Raw genomic sequence first — 21,693 nt, 5'->3', positions numbered from 1 at the left:
GAGCAGAACGCCATGGCAAAGTTTCCGCCCGGCATTCGTAGGGTTTCCACAAAGAAACGCGAAGCGCCGCAGCACGGCGGGCCAGAGACCTTGCCCACACCGTGGACAGCGCACCAGCCCTGAAAACCGGGCGTACGGTGGAGCGACGGGGGATCTGGTCGCTCGCCCAACGCGAGGTTCACGCTCCGTGTGGTCAAGCTCACGCCCGGGATCTTCTCGGCGCGAGGTGTCGCCTGTACCTAAACTCGGCTTGTTTCAAGGAGGGAGCCATCGTGCGCAAGGTGCTCATCGCCAACCGTGGCGAGATCGCTGTCCGTGTTGCCCGTGCCTGCCGGGATGCCGGGATCGCGAGCGTAGCCGTCTATGCCGATCCGGACCGGGACGCTGTGCATGTGCGCGCGGCCGATGAAGCCTATGCGCTGGGCGGTGACACCCCGGCGGCCAGCTATCTCGACCAGGCCAAGGTCCTTGCCGCGGCCGCCGAATCCGGCGCCGACGCCGTCCACCCCGGCTACGGATTCCTCTCCGAGAACGCCGAATTCGCCCAGGCCGTCCTCGACGCGGGCCTGACCTGGATCGGCCCCCCGCCGCACGCCATCCGCGATCTGGGCGACAAGGTCGCCGCCCGCCATATCGCCCAGCGCGCCGGCGCCCCGCTGGTCGCCGGCACCCCCGACCCGGTCTCCGGGGCGGACGAGGTCGTGGCCTTCGCCGAACAGCACGGCCTGCCGATCGCCATCAAGGCCGCCTTCGGCGGCGGCGGACGCGGCCTCAAGGTCGCCCGCACCATGGAAGAAGTCCCCGAGCTCTACGACTCCGCCGTCCGCGAGGCCGTCGCGGCGTTCGGCCGCGGCGAGTGCTTCGTCGAGCGCTACCTCGACAAACCCCGCCATGTGGAGACCCAGTGCCTGGCCGACACCCACGGCAACGTCGTGGTCGTCTCCACCCGTGACTGCTCCCTCCAGCGCCGCCACCAGAAGCTGGTCGAGGAGGCCCCGGCCCCGTTCCTGACCCAGGAACAGAACGACCAGCTCTACGCCGCCTCCAAAGCCATCCTCAAGGAAGCCGGCTATGTGGGGGCGGGGACGGTGGAGTTCCTCGTCGGCAACGACGGCACCATCTCGTTCCTCGAGGTCAACACCCGGCTCCAGGTGGAGCACCCGGTCACCGAAGAGGTCACCGGCATCGACCTGGTCCGCGAGATGTTCCGCATCGCCGACGGCGAGGCCATCGGCTACGACGATCCTCCGATGCGCGGCCACTCCTTCGAGTTCCGCATCAACGGCGAGGACCCGGGCCGCAACTTCCTGCCCGCCCCCGGCACGGTGACCTCCTTCGTCCCGCCCGCCGGCCCCGGTGTCCGGCTGGACGCGGGCGTGGAGTCCGGCAGCGTCATCGGCCCGGCGTGGGACTCGCTGCTGGCCAAGCTGATCGTCACCGGCGCCACCCGCACCCAGGCCCTCCAGCGCGCCGCCCGCGCGCTGGCCGAGTTCCAGGTCGAGGGCATGGCCACCGCGATCCCCTTCCACCAGGCGGTGGTCGTGGACCCGGCGTTCACCAGCGAGCCGTTCACGATCCACACCCGCTGGATCGAGACCGAGTTCAACAACACGATCGCCCCGTTCGCGCCGACCGGGATGGATGAGACCGACGAGCCCACCGCCCGTGAGACCGTCGTGGTCGAGGTCGGCGGCAAGCGGCTGGAGATCTCGCTTCCGGCGGTCCTCGGCCTGGCGGTGTCGCCCGGGGAGGCCGCGGGGACCAAGAAGCCCAAGCGCAAGGCGGTCAAGAAGTCAGGCTCCGCCGCCTCCGGCGACGCCCTGGCCTCCCCCATGCAGGGCACCATCGTCAAGGTCGCCGTGAGCGAGGGCGACACCGTGGCCGAAGGCGACCTCATCGTCGTCCTGGAGGCCATGAAGATGGAACAGCCCCTCAACGCCCACCGCGCGGGCACCGTCAAGGGCCTGGCCGCCGAGGTCGGCGCGTCCATCACCTCGGGCGCGGTCATCTGCGAGATCAAGGACTGAGCGAGGATCAGGGACTGACCAGCCCCACCGCACCATGACGGCGGGCCCCGACCGGAATCCTCCGGCCGGGGCCCGCCGTCGTCGTGCCCGGCCCGCTCAGCGGCTGTGCACCACGTCCTGGGGGAAGGTGAGCTGGCCGTTCATCCACCGCAGGGCCGTGGGCAGCTCTCGCCGCCAGGTGCGGAAGTTGTGGCTGCCCCGGTCGAGGATGATCGACTGCGCGCTCATCGGCGGCCGGACCGCGGCCAGGAAGTCACGCGTGGCCCCATAGTTGGGCTCGCCCCGGCGGCTGGAGGACACCAGCACCGAGACCTGCGGCTGGGGCAGATGGTGCAGCCGCCACTGAAGATCGTGCTCCCGCTTGCCGCGCTCGCCCTGCGGGCCCTGGCCGAAGAGGTCGCCGGTGGTGGGGTCGTTGACCACGCGGTAGTCGGGCGACAGGGCCGCAGCCGCGCTGTAGACGCGAGGATGGCGCATGGTCAGCTCCAGGGCGCAGGTGCCGCCCGTGGAGTAGCCCAGCACGCCCCAGGCGCTGGGGTCATGGCCGACCCGGTAGTGCCCCCGCAGCGCCTCGGGCAGGTCCTGGGCGAAGTAGGTCTCGGCCTGCGGGCCGCCGGGGACGTCCACGCATTCGGTGTCGCGGGGCGGGGCGATGGTGGGCCGCACCATCACGATGACCGCCGGCTGCATCGCCCCGGTGCGGATCAGCCCGCCCGCGGTCTGGGGCAGCCGCAGATGCTGGGCCAGCAGGAAGGTTCCGCCCGGATAGCCGCTGATCGCCACGATCACCGGGAACCGCTGGCGGGCGTACTGGCGCTGGAAGTACTGCGGCGGCAGATACACATACGCCGGGGTGGCCACCTGGCTGCGGCGGCCCAGGATCCGCACCGACTCGACCTTGCCCGCCTTGTCGGGGGGCCCGCTGGGCAGTCCGTGCACCCTGTCCAGCCCCTGCGGCGGGGCGGGCCGCACCAGCCCGCCCGACGCCCCGACCGGCCCCGCGGCGCCGCCCTGCACATGGGAGAGGGCCGCCGGTGCGGCTTCGCCCTCGCCCAGCAGTTCGTCCCAGGACCCGTAGAACTGGAAGGTGGTGTTCACCGCGAGGGCCAGCGCGGCCACGATCGCGCATTGGGTCACGGCGAGGGCGGCCAGCCGCCCCAGCCAGGCCCGTACGCCCCGGCCCGCGAAGCGCGGCCACAGCCAGAGCGTCAGCCCCGCGCACCCCACGGCGAGGGCGATCATCACATACTCGAGTGAGCGACTGGTCAGTCCCATCGTTCTTCCACTTCGGCGCACCGCAACGCACGATGCCTTCGCCCCGTTTGATGCCGTTCGCGGTGCCCGCGTTGCCTGGCCAGGGCGTGCCTCCGGTCACGAAATGGCATGCTTGACTCACGGGCAGCCACGGCAGGGAGGACCGCGATGGCGATCGAGACAGCCACGGCGCAGATGCCACCGCGCCCCATGCGCGCCGACGCGCGCCGCAACTACGAGCGGCTGCTGGCCGAGGCGCGCACGGCGTTCACCCGGCACGGCACCGATGCCTCGCTGGAGGACATCGCACGCCGCGCGGGCGTCGGCATCGGCACGCTCTACCGCCACTTCCCCAACCGCACCGCGCTGATGGGCGCGGTCTTCCAGGGCGAGATATGCGCCCTGCTGGAGCGGTCGCGGGAGCTGGCCAAGGCGCCGCGGCCGTGTCAGGCGATGATCGACTGGCTGCGCGCCATCATCGACCACGCCAGCACCTACCGCGGGCTCTCCCGGGCCCTGATGGCGTGCTCGGGAGACGAGACCTCGGCACTGTCCCGCGGCTGCGGGCTGCCGCTGCGCGAGGCGGGCAGTGAACTGCTCGCCCGCGCCCAGCAGAGCGGTGCCGTACGGTCCGATGTGGTCATCGCCGATCTGATGCAGCTCACCAACGCGATCGCGCTGGCCGTGGAGCAGTCGCCGGACGACCCGGAGTTGGCCGACCGGCTGCTGGCGCTGGCCTTCACCGGCCTCAAGGCCCGCTGACACCGGCCGGTGCCCCCTCGTTAGCGACGGCGCGGCGCCAGATCCGCCACCCGCCCCGGCTGCTCCGCCAGCGGCACCGCACTGCGCAACTGCGCGGAGCCGGGACCGCCCGGCGGATGGGGGTGGTTACGGCGCGGCCCCGGCAGCGGCAGGCCCTCCTCGCCGCCGCCACGGCCCTGGGACCCGGCCAGCCGCCCCGACTGCCGCCCGGCCGAACCGCCGCCCTCACCGCCCCCGGCCGGGCCGGACCCCGCGCCCGGCCCGGCCACGGCGATCTGAACCCCCTGGTCCGCGAGGGCCTGGAGCTCGGTCAGGGCACGGTCGTCATGGGCGGGTGGCTCATCGGTCACCAGCCGGGTGATCACATCGGTGGGCACCGTCTGGAACATGGTGTCGGTGCCCAGCTTCGTATGGTCGGCGAGCACGACCACCTCCGCCGCCGCCTGGACCAGCGCCCGGTCGACGCTGGCCGAAAGCATGTTGGAGGTGGACAGACCGCGCTCGGCGGTCAGCCCGCTGCCGGAGAGGAAGGCGCGCGAGACCCGCAGCCCCTGGAGGGACTGCTCGGCGCCGCTGCCGACCAGGGCGTAGTTGGAGCCGCGCAGGGTGCCGCCGGTCATCACGACCTCGACCCGGTTGGCATGCGCCAACGCCTGTGCGACCAGCAGGGAATTGGTGACCACGGTCAGCCCCGGAACCCGCGCGAGCCGGCGGGCCAGCTCCTGCGTGGTGGTTCCGGCACCGACGACCACGGCCTCGCCCTCGTCGACGAGACCGGCCGCGAGATCGGCGATGGCCGTCTTCTCCGCGGTCGCTAGATGGGATTTCTGCGGGAAGCCGGACTCCCTGGTGAATCCGCCCGGCAGCACCGCACCGCCGTGCCGGCGGTCGAGCAGTCCTTCTGCCTCCAGCGCCCGCACATCACGCCGTACGGTCACTTCGGAGGTCTGGACGACGCGGGCGAGCTCCCGGAGCGACACCGCTCCGTTCGCGCGCACCATTTCAAGGATCAATTGGCGACGTTCTGCAGCGAACACGAAACTGACAGTAACGCCAACGACCGTCTGTTTTCAGCAGCTTGCACCAATTAGCAGAAGTTGGACATCTCTGAAGGTGCGAAGTGCTATAAGGACCGGATCTACGACTCTTCCTGAGTCTTCCGGGTGTGCAACTGCCGCGCCACCTCGGCGATCGAACCGGACAGCGAGGGGTAGACCGTGAACGCCTTGGCGATCTGCTCCACCGTCAGGTTGTTGTCGACCGCCAGCGAAATCGGGTGGATCAGCTCGCTCGCCCGCGGCGCGACCACCACACCGCCGACCACGATGCCGGTGCCCGGACGGCAGAAGATCTTGACGAAGCCGTCCCGGATGCCCTGCATCTTCGCCCGCGGATTGCGCAGCAGCGGCAGCTTCACCACCCGGGCGTCGATCTTCCCGCCGTCCACATCCGCCTGCGAGTAGCCGACCGTGGCGATCTCCGGGTCGGTGAAGACGTTCGCGGAGACCGTCTTCAGGTTCAGCGGCGCCACCGCGTCCCCCAGGAAGTGGTACATCGCGATCCGGCCCTGCATCGCCGCCACCGACGCCAGCGCCAGCACCCCGGTGCAGTCACCGGCCGCGTAGATGCCCGGCGCGCTGGTCCGGGAGACCTTGTCGGTCAGGATGTGCCCCGACTCGGCCAGCTTGACCCCGGCCTCCTCCAGACCCATGTCCGCCGTGTTCGGGATCGAGCCGACCGCCATCAGACAGTGGGTGCCGGAGATGACCCGCCCGTCCGAGAGCGTCACCTCCACCCGGTCCCCCACCCGCTTGGCCGCCTGCGCCCGCGAGCGGGACATCACGTTCATCCCCCGGCGCCGGAACACGTCCTCCAGCACCGCCGCCGCGTCCGGGTCCTCACCCGGCAGCACCCGGTCCCGGCTGGAGACCAGCGTGACCTTCGACCCCAGCGCCTGATACGCGCCCGCGAACTCCGCACCCGTGACACCGGAGCCGACCACGATCAGCTCCTTGGGGAGCTCGTCCAGGTCGTACACCTGCGTCCAGTTCAGGATCCGCTCGCCGTCCGGCTTCGCGTCCGGGATCTCCCTCGGATGGGCACCGGTCGCCACCAGCACCGCGTCCGCCACCAGCGTCTGCTCGGTGCCGTCCACCGCCCGCACGATCACCCGCCGCGAGCCGTCCGGCGACTGCTGCGGCTCCACCCGCCCATGCCCGCGCATGACCCGGCCGCCGGCCCGGGTGACCGAGGCCGTGATGTCGTGCGACTGCGCGAGCGCGAGCCGCTTCACCCGGCGGTTGACCTTGCCGAGATCCACGCCGACCACCCGGGCCGCCTGCTCCATCGGCGGGGTGTCGTCGGCGACGATGATCCCCAGCTCCTCATAGGAGGAATCGAACGTCGTCATCACCTCGGCGGTGGCGATCAACGTCTTCGACGGCACGCAGTCGGTGAGCACCGACGCGCCGCCCAGACCGTCGCAATCGACGACGGTCACCTCCGAGCCGAGCTGCGCGGCGACCAGCGCCGCCTCATAGCCGCCGGGTCCGCCACCAATGATCACGATCCGAGTCACATGCTCCATTGTCCCGCACCGGTTCGACCGGCTTCCGCCCGGGGGGTTTCGCGGGGGCGACTGACGTACGAACCTCCCACCCCGGGGGCCGTTCCGCCCCTCTCCCGTACCCTCAGACCCATGTCGCTCTACGCCGCGTACGCCGGCAACCTCGACGCGCGGCTGATGTCCCGCCGCGCACCGCACTCCCCGCTGCGCGGAACGGGCTGGCTGAACGGCTGGCGTCTCACCTTCGGCGGAGAGCAGATGGGCTGGGAAGGCGCCCTCGCCACCATCGTGGAGGCCCCGCGCTCCCAGGTCTTCGTCGCCCTCTACGACATCGCGCCCATGGACGAGGACTCCATGGACCGCTGGGAGGGCGTCGGCCTCGACATCTACCGCCGGATGCGGATCCGCGTCCACACCCTGGACGGCGACGAACCCGCCTGGCTCTACGTCCTCAACGGCTACGAGGGCGGCCTACCCTCGGCCCGCTACCTCGGCGAAATCGCCGACGCCGCGGAATCCGCCGGCGCACCGCACGACTATGTGATGGAGCTACGGAAGCGCCCCTGCTGAGTCCGGTGTTTCCGGTCTGTCTGTGTCTCCGGGCGAGCCGTGTACCCGGGGCGGCCCAGGGGCCGGGGGGCGTGTTTTCGGTCGGCCCGGGGCCCGGGGGTTCGTGTCTTGGGGCGGCCCGAGTGACCGGGGGCCCGTATCTCCCCGCGGGCCTGATCGGCCCCGGGGTCCGGGCGGCCTGAGGATCCAGGGGTCCGGGGACCGTGTTCCCGGGCGGCCCGGGGCCTCCGAGTCCCCCCGGGGACTCCGTGAGTCCGTGAGCTTGACCGGACCCGCCCCCAACCTGCCGGGTCCCCCTGGACCCCCGCTCCGACCGAGCCCACGGCTTCACCGGACATACGGCCCTCCGGGCCCACGCACCGGACACGCGCCCCCAGCCCCCCGGGCTGACCGGACGCACAAACCCCCCGGGGAGGCTATGCAACGATCCGAATACCTCGGCGGACCCGTCTACGCGCGTAGGCAGTTACCGGCTACCCTCGTGCGCGTGAACGCATCAGTTTCTTGGGACGACATCCAGGGCGACCCCCACGCCGCCGCCGACGACGCCGCCACCCGCCTGCGCGAGCTGACCGGCGCGGAGACCCACGACGTCGCGCTGGTCCTGGGCTCCGGCTGGGTCCCCGCCACCGACGCCCTCGGGGCGCCCGAGCACGAGTTCCCCGTCACCGAGCTGCCCGGCTTCCCGCCGCCCGCCGCCGAGGGGCATGCGGGCCGGATCCGCTCGTACCGGATCAACGACAAGCGGGCGCTGGTCTTCCTCGGCCGTACGCATTACTACGAGGGTCGCGGTGTCGCCGCCGTCGCACACGGCGTACGCACCGCCGTCGCCGCCGGCTGCAAGACCATCATCCTCACCAACGGCTGCGGCGGCCTCCGCGAGGGCATGCGCCCCGGTCAGCCGGTACTGATCAGCGACCACATCAACCTCACGGCCACCTCCCCGATCGTGGGCGCGAACTTCGTCGACCTCACCGACCTCTACTCCCCGCGGCTGCGCGCCCTGTGCCAGCAGGTGGACCCGACCCTGGAGGAGGGCGTCTACGCCCAGTTCCCCGGGCCGCACTACGAGACCCCGGCGGAGATCACCATGGTCCGCACCCTGGGCGCCGACCTGGTGGGCATGTCCACCACCCTGGAGGCCATCGCGGCGCGCGAGGCGGGCGCGGAGGTCCTGGGCATCTCCCTGGTCACCAACCTCGCGGCCGGTATGACCGGCGAACCCCTCAACCACGAGGAAGTCCTCCAGGCAGGCCGCGACTCCGCCTCCCGCATGGGCAGCCTGCTGTCGCAGGTCCTCGACCGCATCTGACCTCGCCGGTCGGGCGACCCTATTCCGACGTTGGCGGCGGCGCCGGCGGCGTCACAGCGTGCTGTGCGGGTACTCACCCCTCAGCCAACTGAACAGAGCGTCGCGGCACCCACGGCCGGGCCGAGCCGGGGGCGCGGTGGGGTGCCCTCCACCGGGGGCGGGGGCGCGGTGGGGTGCGTGGTGGGTGCCGGGGGCGGGGCCTCCGGTGCGGCGCCCTGGACCGCATATTTACGGCGCCGGTGCCCGGGAGCGTGGAGTGGGCCGGAGATTGGCGCCACAAATATGCGAGAGCGTCCAGGACACCACACCTGCGACCCCACCCCCTCCCGTCTCGTCGGCGGCCACCCGCCGGTGGCCTCCTCCCCTGGCCCGGTTCCGCGTCGCCTGGTGGCGGCCGCTGGGTGGAGATGGGTACGGCCCCGCCTCCCGAGCCCGCACGGCACGGACACCGACGAGCGAGAGGGAGACGGGCCGCACCGGACATCCGGGCGATCAGGAAACAGGCCGGGGCCCGTGCCACCGGTGGGGAGCCGCCGACGAGACGGGAGGGGGCGGGGTCGCAGGGGTGGTGTCCTGGACGCTTACGTGTATTTGTGGCGCCAATCCCCGACCAACTCAACGCCCCCGGCCAATGGCGCCGTAAATATACGGTCCAGGGCGCCGCCCCGGAGGCCCCGCACCCGCCACCCACCACGAACAGCAGGCACACCACCCACGCACCGCACCCAGCGGAACCCGCACCCAGCGGAACCCGTACCCGTAAGCCAGCCCCGAACCCACCAACCGACCACCACCCCCCAGGAGGCCCCCATGGCCACGGAGCCCGATCTCATCGCACAGGCCCGCGCATGGCTCGCCGAGGATCCCGATCCCGAGACCCGCGACGAGCTCAGCACGCTGCTCCAGGCCAGCAAGGACGGCGGGGACGGCGCGGAGGACGCGTTCGACGAGATCGCCGATCGGTTCTCGGGCATGTTGCAGTTCGGTACCGCCGGTCTCCGGGGTGAGCTCGGCGCCGGGCCCATGCGGATGAACCGCGCGGTCGTCATCCGGGCCGCCGCCGGGCTCGCCGCCTACCTGCGAGGCAAGGGGCATGCGCAAGGGCTCGTCGTCATCGGTTACGACGCGCGCTACAAAAGTGCCGACTTCGCGCGCGACACCGCCGCCGTCATGACCGGCGCGGGCTTCCGCGCGGCCGTGCTTCCGCGGCCGCTCCCCACGCCCGTCCTCGCCTTCGCCATCCGTCACCTCGGCGCAGTCGCCGGTATCGAGGTCACCGCGAGCCACAACCCGCCCCGCGACAACGGCTACAAGGTCTACCTCGGCGACGGTTCCCAGATCGTGCCGCCCGCAGACGCCGAGATCGCCGCCGAGATCGCCGCCATCCGCGGCCTGGACGACGTGCCCCGCCCCGACAGCGGCTGGGAGACGTTGAACGACGACGTCCTCGACGCGTATCTGGCCCGTACGGACGCCGTGCTCACGCCGGGTTCGCCCCGCAACGCCCGCGTCGTCTACACCCCGCTGCACGGCGTCGGCCGCGAGACGCTCGTCGCGGCCTTCGCGCGGGCCGGTTTCCCGGCGCCCGCGGTCGTCCCCGAGCAGGCCGAGCCCGACCCGGCGTTCCCCACGGTCGCGTTCCCCAACCCGGAGGAGCCGGGGGCGATGGACCTGGCCTTCGCGACGGCCCGCAAGGTCGCGCCGGACATCATCATCGCCAACGACCCGGACGCCGACCGCTGCGCCGTCGCCGTGCCCACGATCACGAACCCCACGGCCCCCACGGACGCCGCGGGCTGGCGGATGCTGCGCGGGGACGAGGTCGGCGCGCTGCTCGCCACGCACCTCGTCCACAAGCGCGCCCGTGGCTCCTTCGCGACCACGATCGTCTCCTCGTCGCTGCTGTCCCGGATCGCGGAGGACGCCGGGCTCCCGTACGCCGAGACGCTGACCGGTTTCAAGTGGCTGGCCCGGGCGGACGGGCTGCGCTACGCGTACGAGGAGGCGCTCGGCTACTGCGTGGACCCGGCGGGCGTACGCGACAAGGACGGCATCACGGCCGCGCTGATGGTCGCCGAGCTGACGTCCGAGCTGAAGGAGCAGGGCCGTACCGTCACCGACCTGCTGGACGACATCGCGGTCGCCCATGGCCTGCACGCCACCGACCAACTGTCCGTCCGCGTCACGGATCTCTCCCTGATCGGCACCGCCATGAAGCGGCTGCGCGAACAGCCGCCCACCGAGCTCGCGGGGCTCGCCGTGACCTCGGCGGAGGATCTGTCACGGGGTACGGAGACGCTGCCCCAGACGGACGGGCTGCGCTACCAGCTCGCCGGGAAGGAGACCGTCCGGTCCGCCCGCGTGATCGTCCGGCCCAGCGGCACCGAGCCGAAGCTGAAGTGCTACCTGGAGGTGGTGGTGGACGTGCAGGGGGCGGTGGCCCTGGTCGCGGCCCGCGCCACGGCGGACAGCGTGCTGGCCGCGCTCAAGAAGGATCTTTCGGCGGCGGCGGGAATCTGATCGGCGGCGCAGTCCGCGCTCCGGAGATGCTCCGGACCCGCTCCGGACGCCCGGCGCTCAGCCGATTGCCAGCATGATGATCAGCAGCACCGCACCCGCCAGCGTCGGCGCGATGACCTCGAACGCCCACCGGACCTCGGGCGCCCCCTGGGCGCCATCGCGTTGGGCGTTCAGCTCCGCCATTTCGCGCAGGTCGCCGATGGCCGCGTCGGAGGGGGCTCGTCGGTCCTCCCCGGCCTTGTCCGCCGACACATGGGCCGACGTACGGCGGAAGGGGTCCTCGGAGGCCGCCCTCGCCTGCTGCCTCGCGGCCCGCTTGCGCTGCCGCAGCGAGACCGGGATCGCCCAGAGCTGGTACTTCGCCCCGCCCGCCAGCACCTCGCTGGTGTATCCGGCGCGCAGGCCCTCGACCGAGGCCCAGGGCAGGGTGACCGTACGGAAGGGGTTGCGGACGAGCAGCCGGTCCTGGCCCGCGTACACCGCCGGGCGCACCGTGAAGGCGATCACCACCGGCACCGCGAACAGCAGTCCGGCCAGCGCCAGCCACGGCGTCCGCCCCTCGCCCCGGATCATCGCGTCGATGCCCAGCCAGCCGCTGAGCGCGAGCAGCAGCACCCCGCCTCCGATGCCGCTCGGGGAGCGGTAGACCCGGTCCGAGAAGGTCTCGGGCACCGAGGAGGATGCGGCGGGGGCGGAGGAGTCGTCGTCCGGGCTCGTCATGCGCCCGATTGTGCACCACACTCCCGGTACGGGGGACGCCCAGGGATCGCTCGCCCCGGCCGCCAGGGAATCCGGGGGCGGGGGTGACATCCGACTACGCGCGTAGATATGCTCGTCTGGTGACCATGCCCACCACAGTTCCCGCATACGGCAAAGAGGCCGCGGAGCGACTCGCGTCGATGGCGGACGTGACCGCCGACGACCGCGCCCTGCGCCGCTTCCTGCACGGCCTGCCGGGCGTCGACGCGGTCGGCCTCCAGGCCCGTGCCGCGACCCTCGGCACCCGCTCGATCAAGACCACGGCGAAGGCGTACGCCATCGACCTGGCGATCTCGATGATCGACCTGACGACCCTGGAGGGTGCCGACACCCCGGGCAAGGTCCGGTCCCTGTGCGCCAAGGGGATCAACCCCGATCCCACCGACCGCACCGCCCCCCAGGTCGCGGCGATCTGCGTCTACGGCGACATGGTGGCCACCGCCAAGGAGGCCCTGAAGGGCGGCGGCGGCATTCATGTGGCGGCCGTCGCCACCGCCTTCCCCTCCGGCCGGGCCGCGCTGCCGGTCAAGCTGGCCGACACCCGGGACGCGGTGGCCGCCGGGGCGGACGAGATCGACATGGTGATCGACCGCGGCGCCTTCCTCTCCGGCCGCTATCTCGAGGTCTTCGAGGAGATCCGGCAGGTGAAGGACGCCTGCGTGCGCGAGGACGGCACCGCAGCCCACCTCAAGGTCATCTTCGAGACCGGTGAGCTCCAGACGTACGACAACGTCCGCCGCGCCTCCTGGCTGGCGATGCTCGCGGGCGCCGACTTCATCAAGACCTCCACCGGCAAGGTGGCCGTCAACGCGACCCCGCCCGTCACCCTCGTCCTGCTGGAGGCGGTCCGCGACTTCCGCGCCGCGGTCGGCGTCCAGGTGGGTGTGAAGCCCGCGGGCGGCATCCGCACCTCCAAGGACGCGATCAAGTACCTGGTGATGGTCAACGAGACGCTGGGCGGCGAGTGGCTCTCCCCGGATTGGTTCCGCTTCGGCGCCTCCAGCCTCCTCAACGACCTGCTGATGCAGCGCCAGAAGCTGAGCACCGGCCGGTACTCCGGTCCCGACTACGTGACGGTGGACTGATACGCCATGCCCGTTTTCGAGTACGCACCGGCGCCGGAGTCCCGCGCGGTCGTCGACATCGCCCCGTCCTACGGCCTGTTCATCGACGGGGAGTTCGGCGAGGCGGGCGACGGCAAGGTCTTCAAGACCCTCTCCCCCTCCTCCGAGGAGGTCCTCTCCGAGGTCGCCCAGGCCAGCGCCGAGGACGTGGACCGCGCCGTCAAGGCCGCCCGTAAGGCGTTCACGAGCTGGTCCGCGCTCCCCGGCTCCGAGCGCGCCAAGTACCTCTTCCGGATCGCGCGCATCATCCAGGAGCGCTCCCGCGAACTGGCCGTCCTGGAGTCGCTGGACAACGGAAAGCCGATCCGCGAGTCGCGCGACTCCGATCTGCCCCTGGTCGCCGCCCACTTCTTCTACTACGCGGGCTGGGCCGACAAGCTCGCGTACGCGGGCTACGGTCCCGACCCCCGGCCCCTGGGCGTCGCCGGCCAGATCATCCCCTGGAACTTCCCGCTGCTGATGCTGGCCTGGAAGATCGCCCCGGCGCTCGCCACCGGCAATACGGTCGTCCTCAAGCCCGCCGAGACAACGCCCCTGAGCGCCCTGTTCTTCGCGGACATCTGCCGCCAGGCGGGCCTGCCCAAGGGCGTGGTGAACATCATCACCGGCGACGGCTCGACCGGCGCCGAGCTGGTCGCCCACCCCGGGATCGACAAGGTGGCCTTCACCGGCTCCACCGAGGTCGGCAAGGCCATCGCCCGTACGGTGGCCGGTACGAAGAAGAAGGTCACCCTCGAACTCGGCGGCAAGGCCGCCAACATCGTCTTCGACGACGCCCCCATCGACCAGGCGGTCGAGGGCATCATCGGCGGCATCTTCTTCAACCAGGGCCATGTCTGCTGCGCGGGCTCCCGCCTGCTGGTCCAGGAGTCCGTCCAGGACGAGCTGCTCGACGCGCTCAAGCGCCGGATGGGCACCCTGCGGGTGGGCGACCCGCTGGACAAGAACACCGACATCGGCGCCATCAACTCCGCCGAGCAGTTGGCCCGGATCCGCGCGCTGGCCGACGCGGGCGAGGCCGAGGGCGCCGAGCGCTGGGCCCCGCAGTGCGAACTGCCCAGCTCCGGCTACTGGTTCGCGCCCACCCTCTTCACCGGCGTCACCCAGGCCCACCGGATCGCCCGTGAGGAGATCTTCGGCCCGGTGCTGTCGGTGCTCACCTTCCGCACCCCAGAAGAGGCCGTGGCCAAGGCGAACAACACGCCGTACGGACTGTCGGCGGGCATCTGGACGGAGAAGGGTTCGCGCATCCTGTGGATGGCGAACAAGCTCCGGGCGGGCGTGGTGTGGTCCAACACGTTCAACAAGTTCGACCCGGCCTCCCCGTTCGGCGGCTACAAGGAGTCGGGATACGGCCGCGAGGGCGGTCGGCACGGCCTGGAGGCATACCTCGATGTCTGAACGACTCTCGGTCCTGAAGACCTACAAGCTGTTCGTGGGCGGCAAGTTCCCACGCTCGGAGAGCGGGCGGGTGTACGAGGTGACCACAGCGAAGGGCCAGTGGCTGGCCAACGCCCCGCTGGCCTCCCGTAAGGACGCCCGGGACGCGGTCGTCGCCGCGCGCAAGGCGTTCGGCGGCTGGTCCGGGGCCACCGCGTACAACCGGGGCCAGATCCTCTACCGCGTCGCCGAGATGCTGGAGGGCCGCCGCGACCAGTTCGTCAAGGAGGTCGCCGACGGTGAGGGGCTGAGCAAGGCCAAGGCCACCGCCCAGGTCGACGCCGCGATCGACCGCTGGGTCTGGTACGCGGGCTGGTCCGACAAGACGGCCCAGATCGCCGGATCCGCCAACCCCGTCGCCGGGCCGTACTTCAACCTCTCCTCCCCCGAGCCGACCGGCGTGGTCACGCTCCTCGCACCCCAGGACTCGTCCTTCCTCGGCCTGGTCTCCGTGATCGCCCCCGCGGTCGTCACCGGCAACACGGCCGTGGTGGTGGCGAGCGAGAAGTCGCCGCTGCCCGCCCTCTCCCTGGCCGAGGTGCTGGCCACCTCCGACCTTCCGGGCGGCGTGGTCAACATCCTCTCCGGCCGTACCGCCGAGATCGCCACCCCGCTCGCCGCCCACCAGGACGTCAACGCGATCGACCTCGCCGGAGCGGACGCGGAGCTGGCGGTCGAGCTGGAGAAGGCCAGTGCGGAGAACCTCAAGCGGGTCCTTCGTCCACAGCCTGTGGATTGGGCGGCCGACCCCGGCACGACCCGGCTGTTGGCCTTCCTGGAGACCAAGACCGTCTGGCATCCGATGGGCGCCTAGCCCGGAAGCTCCTCGGCCACCCCGCCCCCGCGGCGCCCGTATCCCGGGCCTCGCGGGGGCCTTTTTTCGTCGCACATATTGTCAACAATTTCATCGACAGTTAGGTCGCGAGGAACCGCACGCCGAGAAGGAACAGCGAATGATCATCGACTGCCATGGCCACTACACCACCGGGGCGCACTACCTCAACGCCGATACGACGGTGTTCATGCAGCTCGTGCAGGGCGATCTGGTCGCCGACTTCCCCACTCTGCGGCTGATCATCCCGCATGGCGGCGCCGTTCCGTATCACTGGGGCCGGTTCCGCGGTCTGGCGATGGCCCTTGGCAAGCCGCCCCTGGAGGAGCACGTCCTGGGCAATGTCTTCTTCGACACCTGCGTCTATCACCGGCCCGGCATCGATCTCCTCCTCGACGTCATCCCCGCGCGGAACATCCTCTTCGCCTCGGAGATGATCGGCCCGTCCGCGATGTCGACCCCCGGACGGGCCGGCACTTCGACGACACCCGCCGCTACACCGAGGCCGCCGGGCTCTCCCTCATCCTGGCGGCCTTCGGCCCCCGGATCCGCCCGGCCCGTACGGCGGCGGCGGAACGGCCGCGCGCGGTCGTCTGACGGGGCGCAGACACCTGGGCGGTGACGCGGTCACGTGGTGACGCCGGACGTTACGTCGTCGGTCACGCGGGGGTCACGTGGGCGAAAGGATGCGTCACACTGGTGTTCCGTGACCAGCCAACCGCCTTCCGCCCTTGTCGTCCTGCTCACCGGCCCCTCGGGCTCGGGCAAGTCCTCCCTCGCGGCCCGCACCGGGCTGCCCGTGCTCAACCTCGACGACTTCTACAAGGAGGGCGGCGACCCGACGCTCCCCCAACTCGCCGACGGCGGGGGCGCCGACTGGGACTCGCCACACTCCTGGGACGCGGACGCGGCGGTAGCGGCGATCGAGGCGCTGTGCCGTACGTCACGGACGACCGTGCCGCTGTACGACATCGCCACCAGCTCCCGGGTCGGCGAGGAGGCGCTGGACATCGGGCGGGCGCCGCTGTTCATCGCCGAGGGGATCTTCGCCGCCGACATCATCGGGCGGTGTGCCGAACTCGGGGTGCTCGCGGACGCGCTCTGTCTGCGCGGCCGTCCCTCCACCACCTTCCGACGCCGGCTGCTGCGCGATCTGCGGGAGGGCCGTAAGCCCCCGCACTATCTGCTGCGGCGTGGCTGGCGGCTGATGCGCGCGGAGCGCGGGATCGTGGCCCGGCAGACGGCGCTGGGCGCGTACGCGTGCGGCAAGGGCACGGCGATGGGACGGATAGCGGCCGCGACGGCGGGAGGGCGGGTGCCCGCCTCCGGCGAGAAGGCGTCCGTGTAGCGAGCGGAGGCGTACAAAACGAAAAGGCGTGAGGCCGGACAATCCCCCTCGGATGTCCGGCCTCGCGCCTGTTTCCCCCGTGCTCCCCCGATTTCTTGTTCCCCTCCCGCTTTTCTCGCTCCCCTCCCGTTTCCCCCGATTTCCCCCGTTTCCCCCCGCCTTCGGCCGGCCGGCCGCCGTCAGGCGACCAGTTCGCCGAAGGACTCCTCCTCGTCACGGCCGAAGCTGAGGGTGTCGTCCTCGCGCAGCCGACGCAGCGAGCGCCAGATGCTGCTTTTGACCGTTCCGACGCTGATGTTCAGAATGTCCGCGATTTCCGGATCCGTCCGGCCCTCGTAGTAGCGCAGCACCAGCATCGTGCGCTGCATCTCGGGCAGCCGGGCCAGGGCCTGCCACAGCACGGCGCGCAGCTCGGTGCCGCGCATCGCGTCATGGTCGCCCACCGTCTCCGGCAGCTCCTCCGTCGGGTACTCGTTGAGCTTGCGCCGACGCCAGGCGCTGATGTGCAGATTGGTCATGGTGCGGCGCAGATAGCCGCCGACCGCCGCCTTGTCGCTGATCCGGTCCCACGCCCGGTAGGTCGAGAACAGCGCGCTCTGAAGCAGGTCCTCGGCCTCGAAGCGGTCACCGGTCAGGTGGTAGGCGGTTGCGTACAGGGAGGCGCGGCGCTCCTGGACATAGGCGGTGAACTCCGCCTCCGACGCGGTGCGCCGCTCCCCCTCTGCCTCCCCGTACGAGCTTCCCCCGTGTCCCCCCGGTCCCCCGTTGTCCCCCCCGAGGCCGTGACCGGCCTCCTTCTCCCCCGTGATCGCGTCAATGGCCACCATGTAAGGAGGCCGCTGACGCCCGGCGCCGCGAGCGCACCCCCGCCCGCTCACGGCACCGGACTTCTCATTGCCCCGGCCGGTGTCGTGGAGGCGCGTGCGAACTGCGCTGGTGTTCGTGAAGTGCAGTGTGCTCATTTTCGCGCCCCCCGTCGGTGGAGCCTGATCGGTCTGCTGGCTGCCCCGGCCGGTGGCGTTCCGCCCGGTGCACAGAAGACTTTGCCGGTTCAGTTTCATGGGGCTGTCTGTCGACTGTCACAGGCTCGTCACAGGGGATCGGACCGATAAACCCCTGACGGTCGAACTACAGGCCCCTTGTAGGCCAGAATGACCAACGTGCCTTTCCTGTTGCTGATCGAGGACGACGACGCCATCCGCACGGCCCTCGAACTCTCTCTGTCCCGCCAGGGCCACCGTGTGGCGACCGCGGCGACGGGCGAGGACGGCCTGAAACTGCTGCGTGAGCAGCGGCCGGATCTGATCGTGCTCGATGTGATGCTGCCCGGGATCGACGGCTTCGAGGTGTGCCGCCGGATCCGCCGTACCGACCAGTTGCCGATCATCCTGCTGACCGCGCGCAGCGATGACATCGACGTCGTCGTCGGCCTGGAGTCGGGAGCCGACGACTATGTGGTCAAACCCGTCCAGGGCCGGGTGCTGGACGCCCGGATCCGCGCGGTGCTGCGGCGGGGCGAGCGGGAGGCCAATGACTCCGCGGCCTTCGGCAGTCTGCTGATCGACCGCGCGGCCATGACGGTCACCAAGAACGGCGAGGACCTCCAGCTCACCCCCACCGAGCTGCGGCTTCTGCTGGAGCTCAGCCGCCGGCCGGGGCAGGCGCTGTCCCGGCAGCAGTTGCTGCGGCTGGTCTGGGAGCACGACTATCTCGGTGACTCGCGGCTGGTGGACGCATGCGTACAGCGGCTGCGCGCGAAGGTGGAGGACGTCCCTTCGTCGCCGACACTGATCCGTACGGTGCGCGGGGTCGGATACCGGTTGGACACGCCACAGTGAGTCATACGGTGTGCCGCGCGCACGGGGGCGGAGACGTACGGAATTGAGCGCAGTGAGCGACGAGCCCGGTCGGGCCCGGGGCTGGGCCGCGGGGCTCTTGCGGTGGTTCAGCCTCCGGCTGCGGCTGATGCTGGTCTTCGGCCTGGTGGCGCTGACCGCCGCCGTGTCCGCGTCGGCCATCGCGTACTGGCTGAACCGTGACGCGGTGCTGACCCGCACCCAGGACGCGGCGCTGGACGAGTTCCGTAAATCGCTGAAGGACGACACCGACCCGCTGCCCTCCCTTCCGACCTGTTCCGAATTGCGGGACGCCGCGGGTCGTATGGCGGACAACACCCAGAAGTACGAGGTGCTGCTGATCACCCGGACCCGGGACGCCGGAAGCTGTCCGGCCGCCTCGGACAAGAAGCTGTTCACCCTCGACGCGGTGCCCGCGTCGCTGCGGCGCGCGGTGGACCAGAAGCGCCCGGTGGCCAAGGGGAACACCGCCCCGTACCACCTCTACTGGCAGCGGATCACGCTGGACGGCACCCCGTATCTGGTCGGCGGGGCCAAGGTGAACGGCGGCGGGCCGACCGGCTACATGCTCAAGTCCCTGGACACCGAGCGCCAGGATCTGAACTCGCTGGCCTGGTCGCTGGGGATCGCCACCGGGCTCGCGCTGATCGGCGCCGCGCTGCTGGCGCAGGCCGCCGCGGCCACGGTGCTGCGGCCGGTGCAGCGGCTCGGGGAGGCGGCGTACCGGCTGGGCGAGGGGCATCTGGACACCCGGCTACAGGTCTCGGGCTCCGATGAGCTGGCCAATCTCTCCCACACCTTCAACCGGGCCGCGGAGCGGCTCCAGAAGCGGGTGGCGGAGCTGTCCGCGCGGGAGGCGTCCAGCCGGCGCTTCGTCGCGGACATGTCGCATGAGCTGCGGACCCCGCTCACCGCGATCACGGCCGTCTCGGAGGTGCTGGAGGAGGAGGCCGATTCGCTCGACCCGATGATCGCTCCGGCGGTGCAGCTCGTGGTGAGCGAGACGCGGCGGCTGAACGACCTGGTGGAGAACCTGATGGAGGTGACCCGCTTCGACGCGGGCACGGCCCGGCTGGTGCTCGACGATGTCGATGTCGCCGACCAGGTGACGGCGTGCATCGACGCCCGCGCCTGGCTGGACGCGGTGGAGCTGGACGCGGCGCGCGGGATCGTGGCCCGGCTGGATCCCCGGCGGCTGGATGTGATCCTGGCAAATCTGATCGGGAACGCGCTCAAGCACGGCGGCTCGCCGGTGCGGGTCTCGGTGCGCACCGACGGCGATGAGCTGCTGATCAAGGTCCGGGACCACGGTCCGGGCATCCCCGAGGATGTGCTGCCGCATGTCTTCGACCGCTTCTACAAGGCGAGCGCGTCCCGCCCGCGCTCGGAGGGCAGCGGGCTCGGGCTGTCGATCGCGATGGAGAACGCGCATATCCACGGCGGCGACATCAGCGCCGCGAACTTCCCGGAGGGCGGGGCCGTCTTCACCCTGCGGCTGCCGATGGACGCCTCCCGGATCGCCTCCGACGAGGCCGAGGACGAGCTCGGTGATCTCGGCGATCCCGACGATCCAGACCGCGAGGGCGCCGCCGAGGGCGGGCGCGACGACGGCGGCAGGGCCGGCGGCAAGGGCAAGGGCAGGACCTGGGGCAGCAAGGGCAAGGGCAGGAATGCGGCCAGGGGCACGGGCCGGAACCAGGAGGGCAGGCCATGAGCGCGCGGTGGAACCGGTCGGCCGCTCTTCTGCTGGCCGGCGCGGTCGCACTGCTGGCGTCCGGCTGCGGGATACGCGGCACCTCGGTGCCGGTGGACGCCGGGGCCGCGCCCTCGCGGGCGTCCTGCCGGGCACCGGAGTCGGAGCGGGCCGCCGAGGGGTTGAGCCGGGTCTCCGTACGGATCTATCTGCTGTGCTCCTCGCGGGTCCTGTCGGTGAGCCGGACGACCCGGGTGGGCGACGAGAAGACGTCCCGGGAGCCGGTGCGGATAGCCCGGGCGCTGCTGGAGCAGTTGCGGCTGCCGCCGACGGCGGCCGAGGCGGCGGCCGGGTTCACCACGGCGGTCGAGGACTGGGTGGAGATCTCCGGTCCGGCCAGGGACGACCCGGACAGCGCGCTGCGGCTGAACCGGCCGCCGGAGGAGATCCAGTCCCTGGGGCTCGCGCAGATCGTCTGCACTCTCGCGGACACCACGGTGGCCGGGGATGACGGCAAGGTGGTGCTCGGCGGGCCGGACAGCCAGCGGGATCCGCTCAAGGCGTACCAGTGCACCGAGGAGATGCGCCGCAACCCCATGATCGCGGTCAACTCGGGGGTCCTGGTCTCCTGATTCGCCACGACGGTCGGCTCCGGGGTCCTCGTATCCTGATTCGTTACCTGCTGGTACCGCCTCGTCCCAGGTCGGCGACTTGTCGGTAACAAGGTGCTGACCAGCGGGGCGCGGGCGGAACCGCGACCCCCGCGGGCGGCGTCCTGATGTGCGTGCAGGGTCCCTTCGGCCGCAGGGCCGCCTTTCGCTACCGCGTCGCGGGCTTCGTCCTCCTCGTCGCACATCTCGCGTTCGTCTGCTGGCTGACCCTGCGACCGACCAACGTGCCCTGGGTGTCCGCCGCGACCCTCGAACCCCTGGCCACCATCCGCGCCGATCTGGCGCTCAGCCCCTGGGAGGCCGCCCGGTCCATCGGAGGCGGGCTGTTGCTGCTCGCGCCGCTGGGGGTGCTGCTGCCGCTGGCCGGGGGCCGGGTGGCGGCGTATCCGCTGGCCTCGCTGGCCCGTACGGCCTTCAGCGGGGCGATGGCGGCCATGGGGGTGGCGCTGCTGCGCAGCGAGGTGACCGGGCAGATCATGAACGTGGACACGGTGCTGCTGAACACCGTCGGGGTCGCCCTCGCGCACATACTGGTGGTCCCCGCCGTCCGGACGTGGCTCCGCCGTCGGGCCGACCGGGGCAGGGTCGCGCCCCTCCCCCGGGACGACGGCGCCCCGGCCCCGACCCCGACGATTCCCAGGGTCGGGATCGCACCGTGGAGCGACGTCTCCTCCAGCACGCGGACATAGCGTTGAGTCCATCGGGAACTTGGCTCTTCCCGAGCCCACTCGACAAGGAGGAGTCCCCATCATGAGCGCACCGCTGGTCCGCCCCCGCCACGAGAAGAAGATCGCCGGTGTCTGCGCGGGTCTCGCCCGGCGCTTCGGGACCACCCCGACGACGATGCGGGTGCTCTTCGTGGTCTCGTGTCTGCTGCCGGGGCCGCAGTGCCTGCTCTATCTCGCGCTGTGGTTCCTGCTTCCGGCGGAGGACACCTACCGCGAGGCGTGGTGACCCGG

General features: G+C 71.3%; 19 protein-coding genes and 1 pseudogene. 15 read left to right on the top strand and 5 right to left on the bottom strand.

The annotated features are described in order from the left end of the window. The first annotated feature begins 272 nt into the window (after positions 1 to 272). Positions 273 to 2,027, top strand: coding sequence for an acetyl/propionyl/methylcrotonyl-CoA carboxylase subunit alpha (locus ACK1X7_RS29620; protein WP_413115855.1), 1,755 nt, complete (start codon positions 273 to 275; stop codon positions 2,025 to 2,027). A 96-nt stretch (positions 2,028 to 2,123) separates the two neighbouring features. Here the strand turns inward: ACK1X7_RS29620 and ACK1X7_RS29615 are convergent, their stop codons facing one another. Beyond that, complete coding sequence (locus ACK1X7_RS29615; RefSeq protein WP_390795978.1) at positions 2,124 to 3,302, bottom strand: alpha/beta hydrolase; 1,179 nt, start codon at positions 3,300 to 3,302, stop codon at positions 2,124 to 2,126. Positions 3,303 to 3,449: 147 nt separating this feature from the next. Here ACK1X7_RS29615 and ACK1X7_RS29610 point away from each other — a divergent pair, with 147 nt between their 5' ends. Next, positions 3,450 to 4,043 carry a TetR/AcrR family transcriptional regulator gene (locus ACK1X7_RS29610; protein WP_390795977.1) on the top strand — a complete coding sequence of 198 codons (594 nt, stop codon included), beginning with the start codon at positions 3,450 to 3,452 and terminating at the stop codon, positions 4,041 to 4,043. A 20-nt stretch (positions 4,044 to 4,063) separates the two neighbouring features. Here the strand turns inward: ACK1X7_RS29610 and ACK1X7_RS29605 are convergent, their stop codons facing one another. Beyond that, the gene (locus tag ACK1X7_RS29605; RefSeq protein ID WP_385150026.1) at positions 4,064 to 5,044 is read right to left on the bottom strand and encodes a DeoR/GlpR family DNA-binding transcription regulator; all 981 of its coding nucleotides are present in this window, start codon (positions 5,042 to 5,044) and stop codon (positions 4,064 to 4,066) included. Positions 5,045 to 5,181: 137 nt separating this feature from the next. Further along, positions 5,182 to 6,630, bottom strand: coding sequence for an NAD(P)H-quinone dehydrogenase (locus ACK1X7_RS29600; protein WP_385150015.1), 1,449 nt, complete (start codon positions 6,628 to 6,630; stop codon positions 5,182 to 5,184). A gap of 111 nt (positions 6,631 to 6,741) precedes the next feature. On the opposite strand from ACK1X7_RS29600, the gene ACK1X7_RS29595 reads away from it, so the two are divergent. The 3 genes from ACK1X7_RS29595 to ACK1X7_RS29585 all read left to right on the top strand — a co-directional run bounded on the left by ACK1X7_RS29595 (position 6,742) and on the right by ACK1X7_RS29585 (position 11,011). Next, positions 6,742 to 7,179, top strand: coding sequence for a gamma-glutamylcyclotransferase (locus ACK1X7_RS29595; RefSeq protein ID WP_014061302.1), 438 nt, complete (start codon positions 6,742 to 6,744; stop codon positions 7,177 to 7,179). 487 nt (positions 7,180 to 7,666) lie between these two features. Further along, positions 7,667 to 8,491 carry a purine-nucleoside phosphorylase gene (locus tag ACK1X7_RS29590; protein ID WP_385150012.1) on the top strand — a complete coding sequence of 275 codons (825 nt, stop codon included), beginning with the start codon at positions 7,667 to 7,669 and terminating at the stop codon, positions 8,489 to 8,491. Between the two features lie 810 nt (positions 8,492 to 9,301). Continuing rightward, positions 9,302 to 11,011: a phospho-sugar mutase gene (locus ACK1X7_RS29585; RefSeq protein ID WP_413115854.1), complete on the top strand. Its 1,710-nt coding sequence runs from the start codon at positions 9,302 to 9,304 to the stop codon at positions 11,009 to 11,011. A gap of 57 nt (positions 11,012 to 11,068) precedes the next feature. Here ACK1X7_RS29585 and ACK1X7_RS29580 read toward each other — a convergent pair whose 3' ends face one another. Continuing rightward, positions 11,069 to 11,731 (bottom strand): PH domain-containing protein, encoded by a 663-nt coding sequence (locus ACK1X7_RS29580; protein WP_385150006.1) that lies wholly within the window; start codon positions 11,729 to 11,731, stop codon positions 11,069 to 11,071. Positions 11,732 to 11,856: 125 nt separating this feature from the next. Between ACK1X7_RS29580 and deoC the strand changes: the two genes are divergently transcribed. The 5 genes and pseudogenes from deoC to ACK1X7_RS29555 all read left to right on the top strand — a co-directional run bounded on the left by deoC (position 11,857) and on the right by ACK1X7_RS29555 (position 16,514). After that, positions 11,857 to 12,855, top strand: a complete 999-nt coding sequence (gene deoC, locus ACK1X7_RS29575) for a deoxyribose-phosphate aldolase (RefSeq protein WP_413116916.1) — start codon at positions 11,857 to 11,859, stop codon at positions 12,853 to 12,855. Positions 12,856 to 12,861: 6 nt separating this feature from the next. Next, on the top strand, positions 12,862 to 14,295 hold the full coding sequence (locus ACK1X7_RS29570) for an aldehyde dehydrogenase family protein (RefSeq protein ID WP_385150003.1): 1,434 nt from the start codon (positions 12,862 to 12,864) through the stop codon (positions 14,293 to 14,295). Continuing rightward, complete coding sequence (locus ACK1X7_RS29565; protein WP_385150000.1) at positions 14,288 to 15,148, top strand: aldehyde dehydrogenase family protein; 861 nt, start codon at positions 14,288 to 14,290, stop codon at positions 15,146 to 15,148. The genes ACK1X7_RS29570 and ACK1X7_RS29565 overlap by 8 nt, the downstream gene beginning before the upstream one ends. A 163-nt stretch (positions 15,149 to 15,311) precedes the next feature. Next, a pseudogene (locus tag ACK1X7_RS29560) lies at positions 15,312 to 15,685 on the top strand (amidohydrolase family protein); the annotation flags it as partial. 187 nt (positions 15,686 to 15,872) lie between these two features. Continuing rightward, positions 15,873 to 16,514 carry an ATP-binding protein gene (locus tag ACK1X7_RS29555; RefSeq protein ID WP_385149997.1) on the top strand — a complete coding sequence of 214 codons (642 nt, stop codon included), beginning with the start codon at positions 15,873 to 15,875 and terminating at the stop codon, positions 16,512 to 16,514. Positions 16,515 to 16,693: 179 nt separating this feature from the next. On the opposite strand, the gene ACK1X7_RS29550 is transcribed toward ACK1X7_RS29555, so the two are convergent. Beyond that, complete coding sequence (locus ACK1X7_RS29550) at positions 16,694 to 17,476, bottom strand: SigE family RNA polymerase sigma factor (RefSeq protein ID WP_385149994.1); 783 nt, start codon at positions 17,474 to 17,476, stop codon at positions 16,694 to 16,696. Between the two features lie 198 nt (positions 17,477 to 17,674). On the opposite strand from ACK1X7_RS29550, the gene afsQ1 reads away from it, so the two are divergent. The 5 genes from afsQ1 (at position 17,675) to ACK1X7_RS29525 (ending at position 21,688) form a co-directional block, all read left to right on the top strand. Next, positions 17,675 to 18,352 carry a two-component system response regulator AfsQ1 gene (afsQ1, locus tag ACK1X7_RS29545; protein ID WP_216344997.1) on the top strand — a complete coding sequence of 226 codons (678 nt, stop codon included), beginning with the start codon at positions 17,675 to 17,677 and terminating at the stop codon, positions 18,350 to 18,352. A gap of 43 nt (positions 18,353 to 18,395) precedes the next feature. Continuing rightward, positions 18,396 to 20,084 carry an ATP-binding protein gene (locus ACK1X7_RS29540; RefSeq protein WP_385149991.1) on the top strand — a complete coding sequence of 563 codons (1,689 nt, stop codon included), beginning with the start codon at positions 18,396 to 18,398 and terminating at the stop codon, positions 20,082 to 20,084. Continuing rightward, positions 20,081 to 20,695 carry a hypothetical protein gene (locus ACK1X7_RS29535; protein ID WP_385149988.1) on the top strand — a complete coding sequence of 205 codons (615 nt, stop codon included), beginning with the start codon at positions 20,081 to 20,083 and terminating at the stop codon, positions 20,693 to 20,695. The genes ACK1X7_RS29540 and ACK1X7_RS29535 overlap by 4 nt, the downstream gene beginning before the upstream one ends. A gap of 146 nt (positions 20,696 to 20,841) precedes the next feature. Beyond that, complete coding sequence (locus tag ACK1X7_RS29530) at positions 20,842 to 21,423, top strand: VanZ family protein (RefSeq protein ID WP_385149986.1); 582 nt, start codon at positions 20,842 to 20,844, stop codon at positions 21,421 to 21,423. Positions 21,424 to 21,484: 61 nt separating this feature from the next. Next, a complete protein-coding gene (locus ACK1X7_RS29525; RefSeq protein ID WP_216345001.1) occupies positions 21,485 to 21,688 on the top strand; it encodes a PspC domain-containing protein in 204 nt (67 codons plus the stop codon). Positions 21,689 to 21,693: the final 5 nt, after the last annotated feature.

The organism is Streptomyces sp. CY-1 (assembly GCF_047218265.1).
In the GTDB taxonomy this organism is placed as follows: Bacteria; Actinomycetota; Actinomycetes; order Streptomycetales; family Streptomycetaceae; genus Streptomyces; species Streptomyces niphimycinicus.
Note: the sequence above shows the minus strand (reverse complement) of the source record. Positions and strands in the feature narration are given on the sequence as shown.

Coding starts and splice junctions, on each gene's coding strand:
- ACK1X7_RS29530 (WP_385149986.1), top strand. CDS start 20,842: ATGTGCGTGCAGGGTCCCTTCGGCCGCAGGGCCGCCTTTCGCTACCGC.
- ACK1X7_RS29525 (WP_216345001.1), top strand. CDS start 21,485: ATGAGCGCACCGCTGGTCCGCCCCCGCCACGAGAAGAAGATCGCCGGT.
- ACK1X7_RS29535 (WP_385149988.1), top strand. CDS start 20,081: ATGAGCGCGCGGTGGAACCGGTCGGCCGCTCTTCTGCTGGCCGGCGCG.
- ACK1X7_RS29595 (WP_014061302.1), top strand. CDS start 6,742: ATGTCGCTCTACGCCGCGTACGCCGGCAACCTCGACGCGCGGCTGATG.
- ACK1X7_RS29610 (WP_390795977.1), top strand. CDS start 3,450: ATGGCGATCGAGACAGCCACGGCGCAGATGCCACCGCGCCCCATGCGC.
- ACK1X7_RS29585 (WP_413115854.1), top strand. CDS start 9,302: ATGGCCACGGAGCCCGATCTCATCGCACAGGCCCGCGCATGGCTCGCC.
- ACK1X7_RS29580 (WP_385150006.1), bottom strand. CDS start 11,731: ATGACGAGCCCGGACGACGACTCCTCCGCCCCCGCCGCATCCTCCTCG.
- ACK1X7_RS29605 (WP_385150026.1), bottom strand. CDS start 5,044: ATGGTGCGCGCGAACGGAGCGGTGTCGCTCCGGGAGCTCGCCCGCGTC.
- ACK1X7_RS29550 (WP_385149994.1), bottom strand. CDS start 17,476: ATGAGCACACTGCACTTCACGAACACCAGCGCAGTTCGCACGCGCCTC.
- ACK1X7_RS29570 (WP_385150003.1), top strand. CDS start 12,862: ATGCCCGTTTTCGAGTACGCACCGGCGCCGGAGTCCCGCGCGGTCGTC.
- ACK1X7_RS29565 (WP_385150000.1), top strand. CDS start 14,288: ATGTCTGAACGACTCTCGGTCCTGAAGACCTACAAGCTGTTCGTGGGC.
- ACK1X7_RS29615 (WP_390795978.1), bottom strand. CDS start 3,302: ATGGGACTGACCAGTCGCTCACTCGAGTATGTGATGATCGCCCTCGCC.
- deoC (WP_413116916.1), top strand. CDS start 11,857: ATGCCCACCACAGTTCCCGCATACGGCAAAGAGGCCGCGGAGCGACTC.
- ACK1X7_RS29600 (WP_385150015.1), bottom strand. CDS start 6,630: ATGGAGCATGTGACTCGGATCGTGATCATTGGTGGCGGACCCGGCGGC.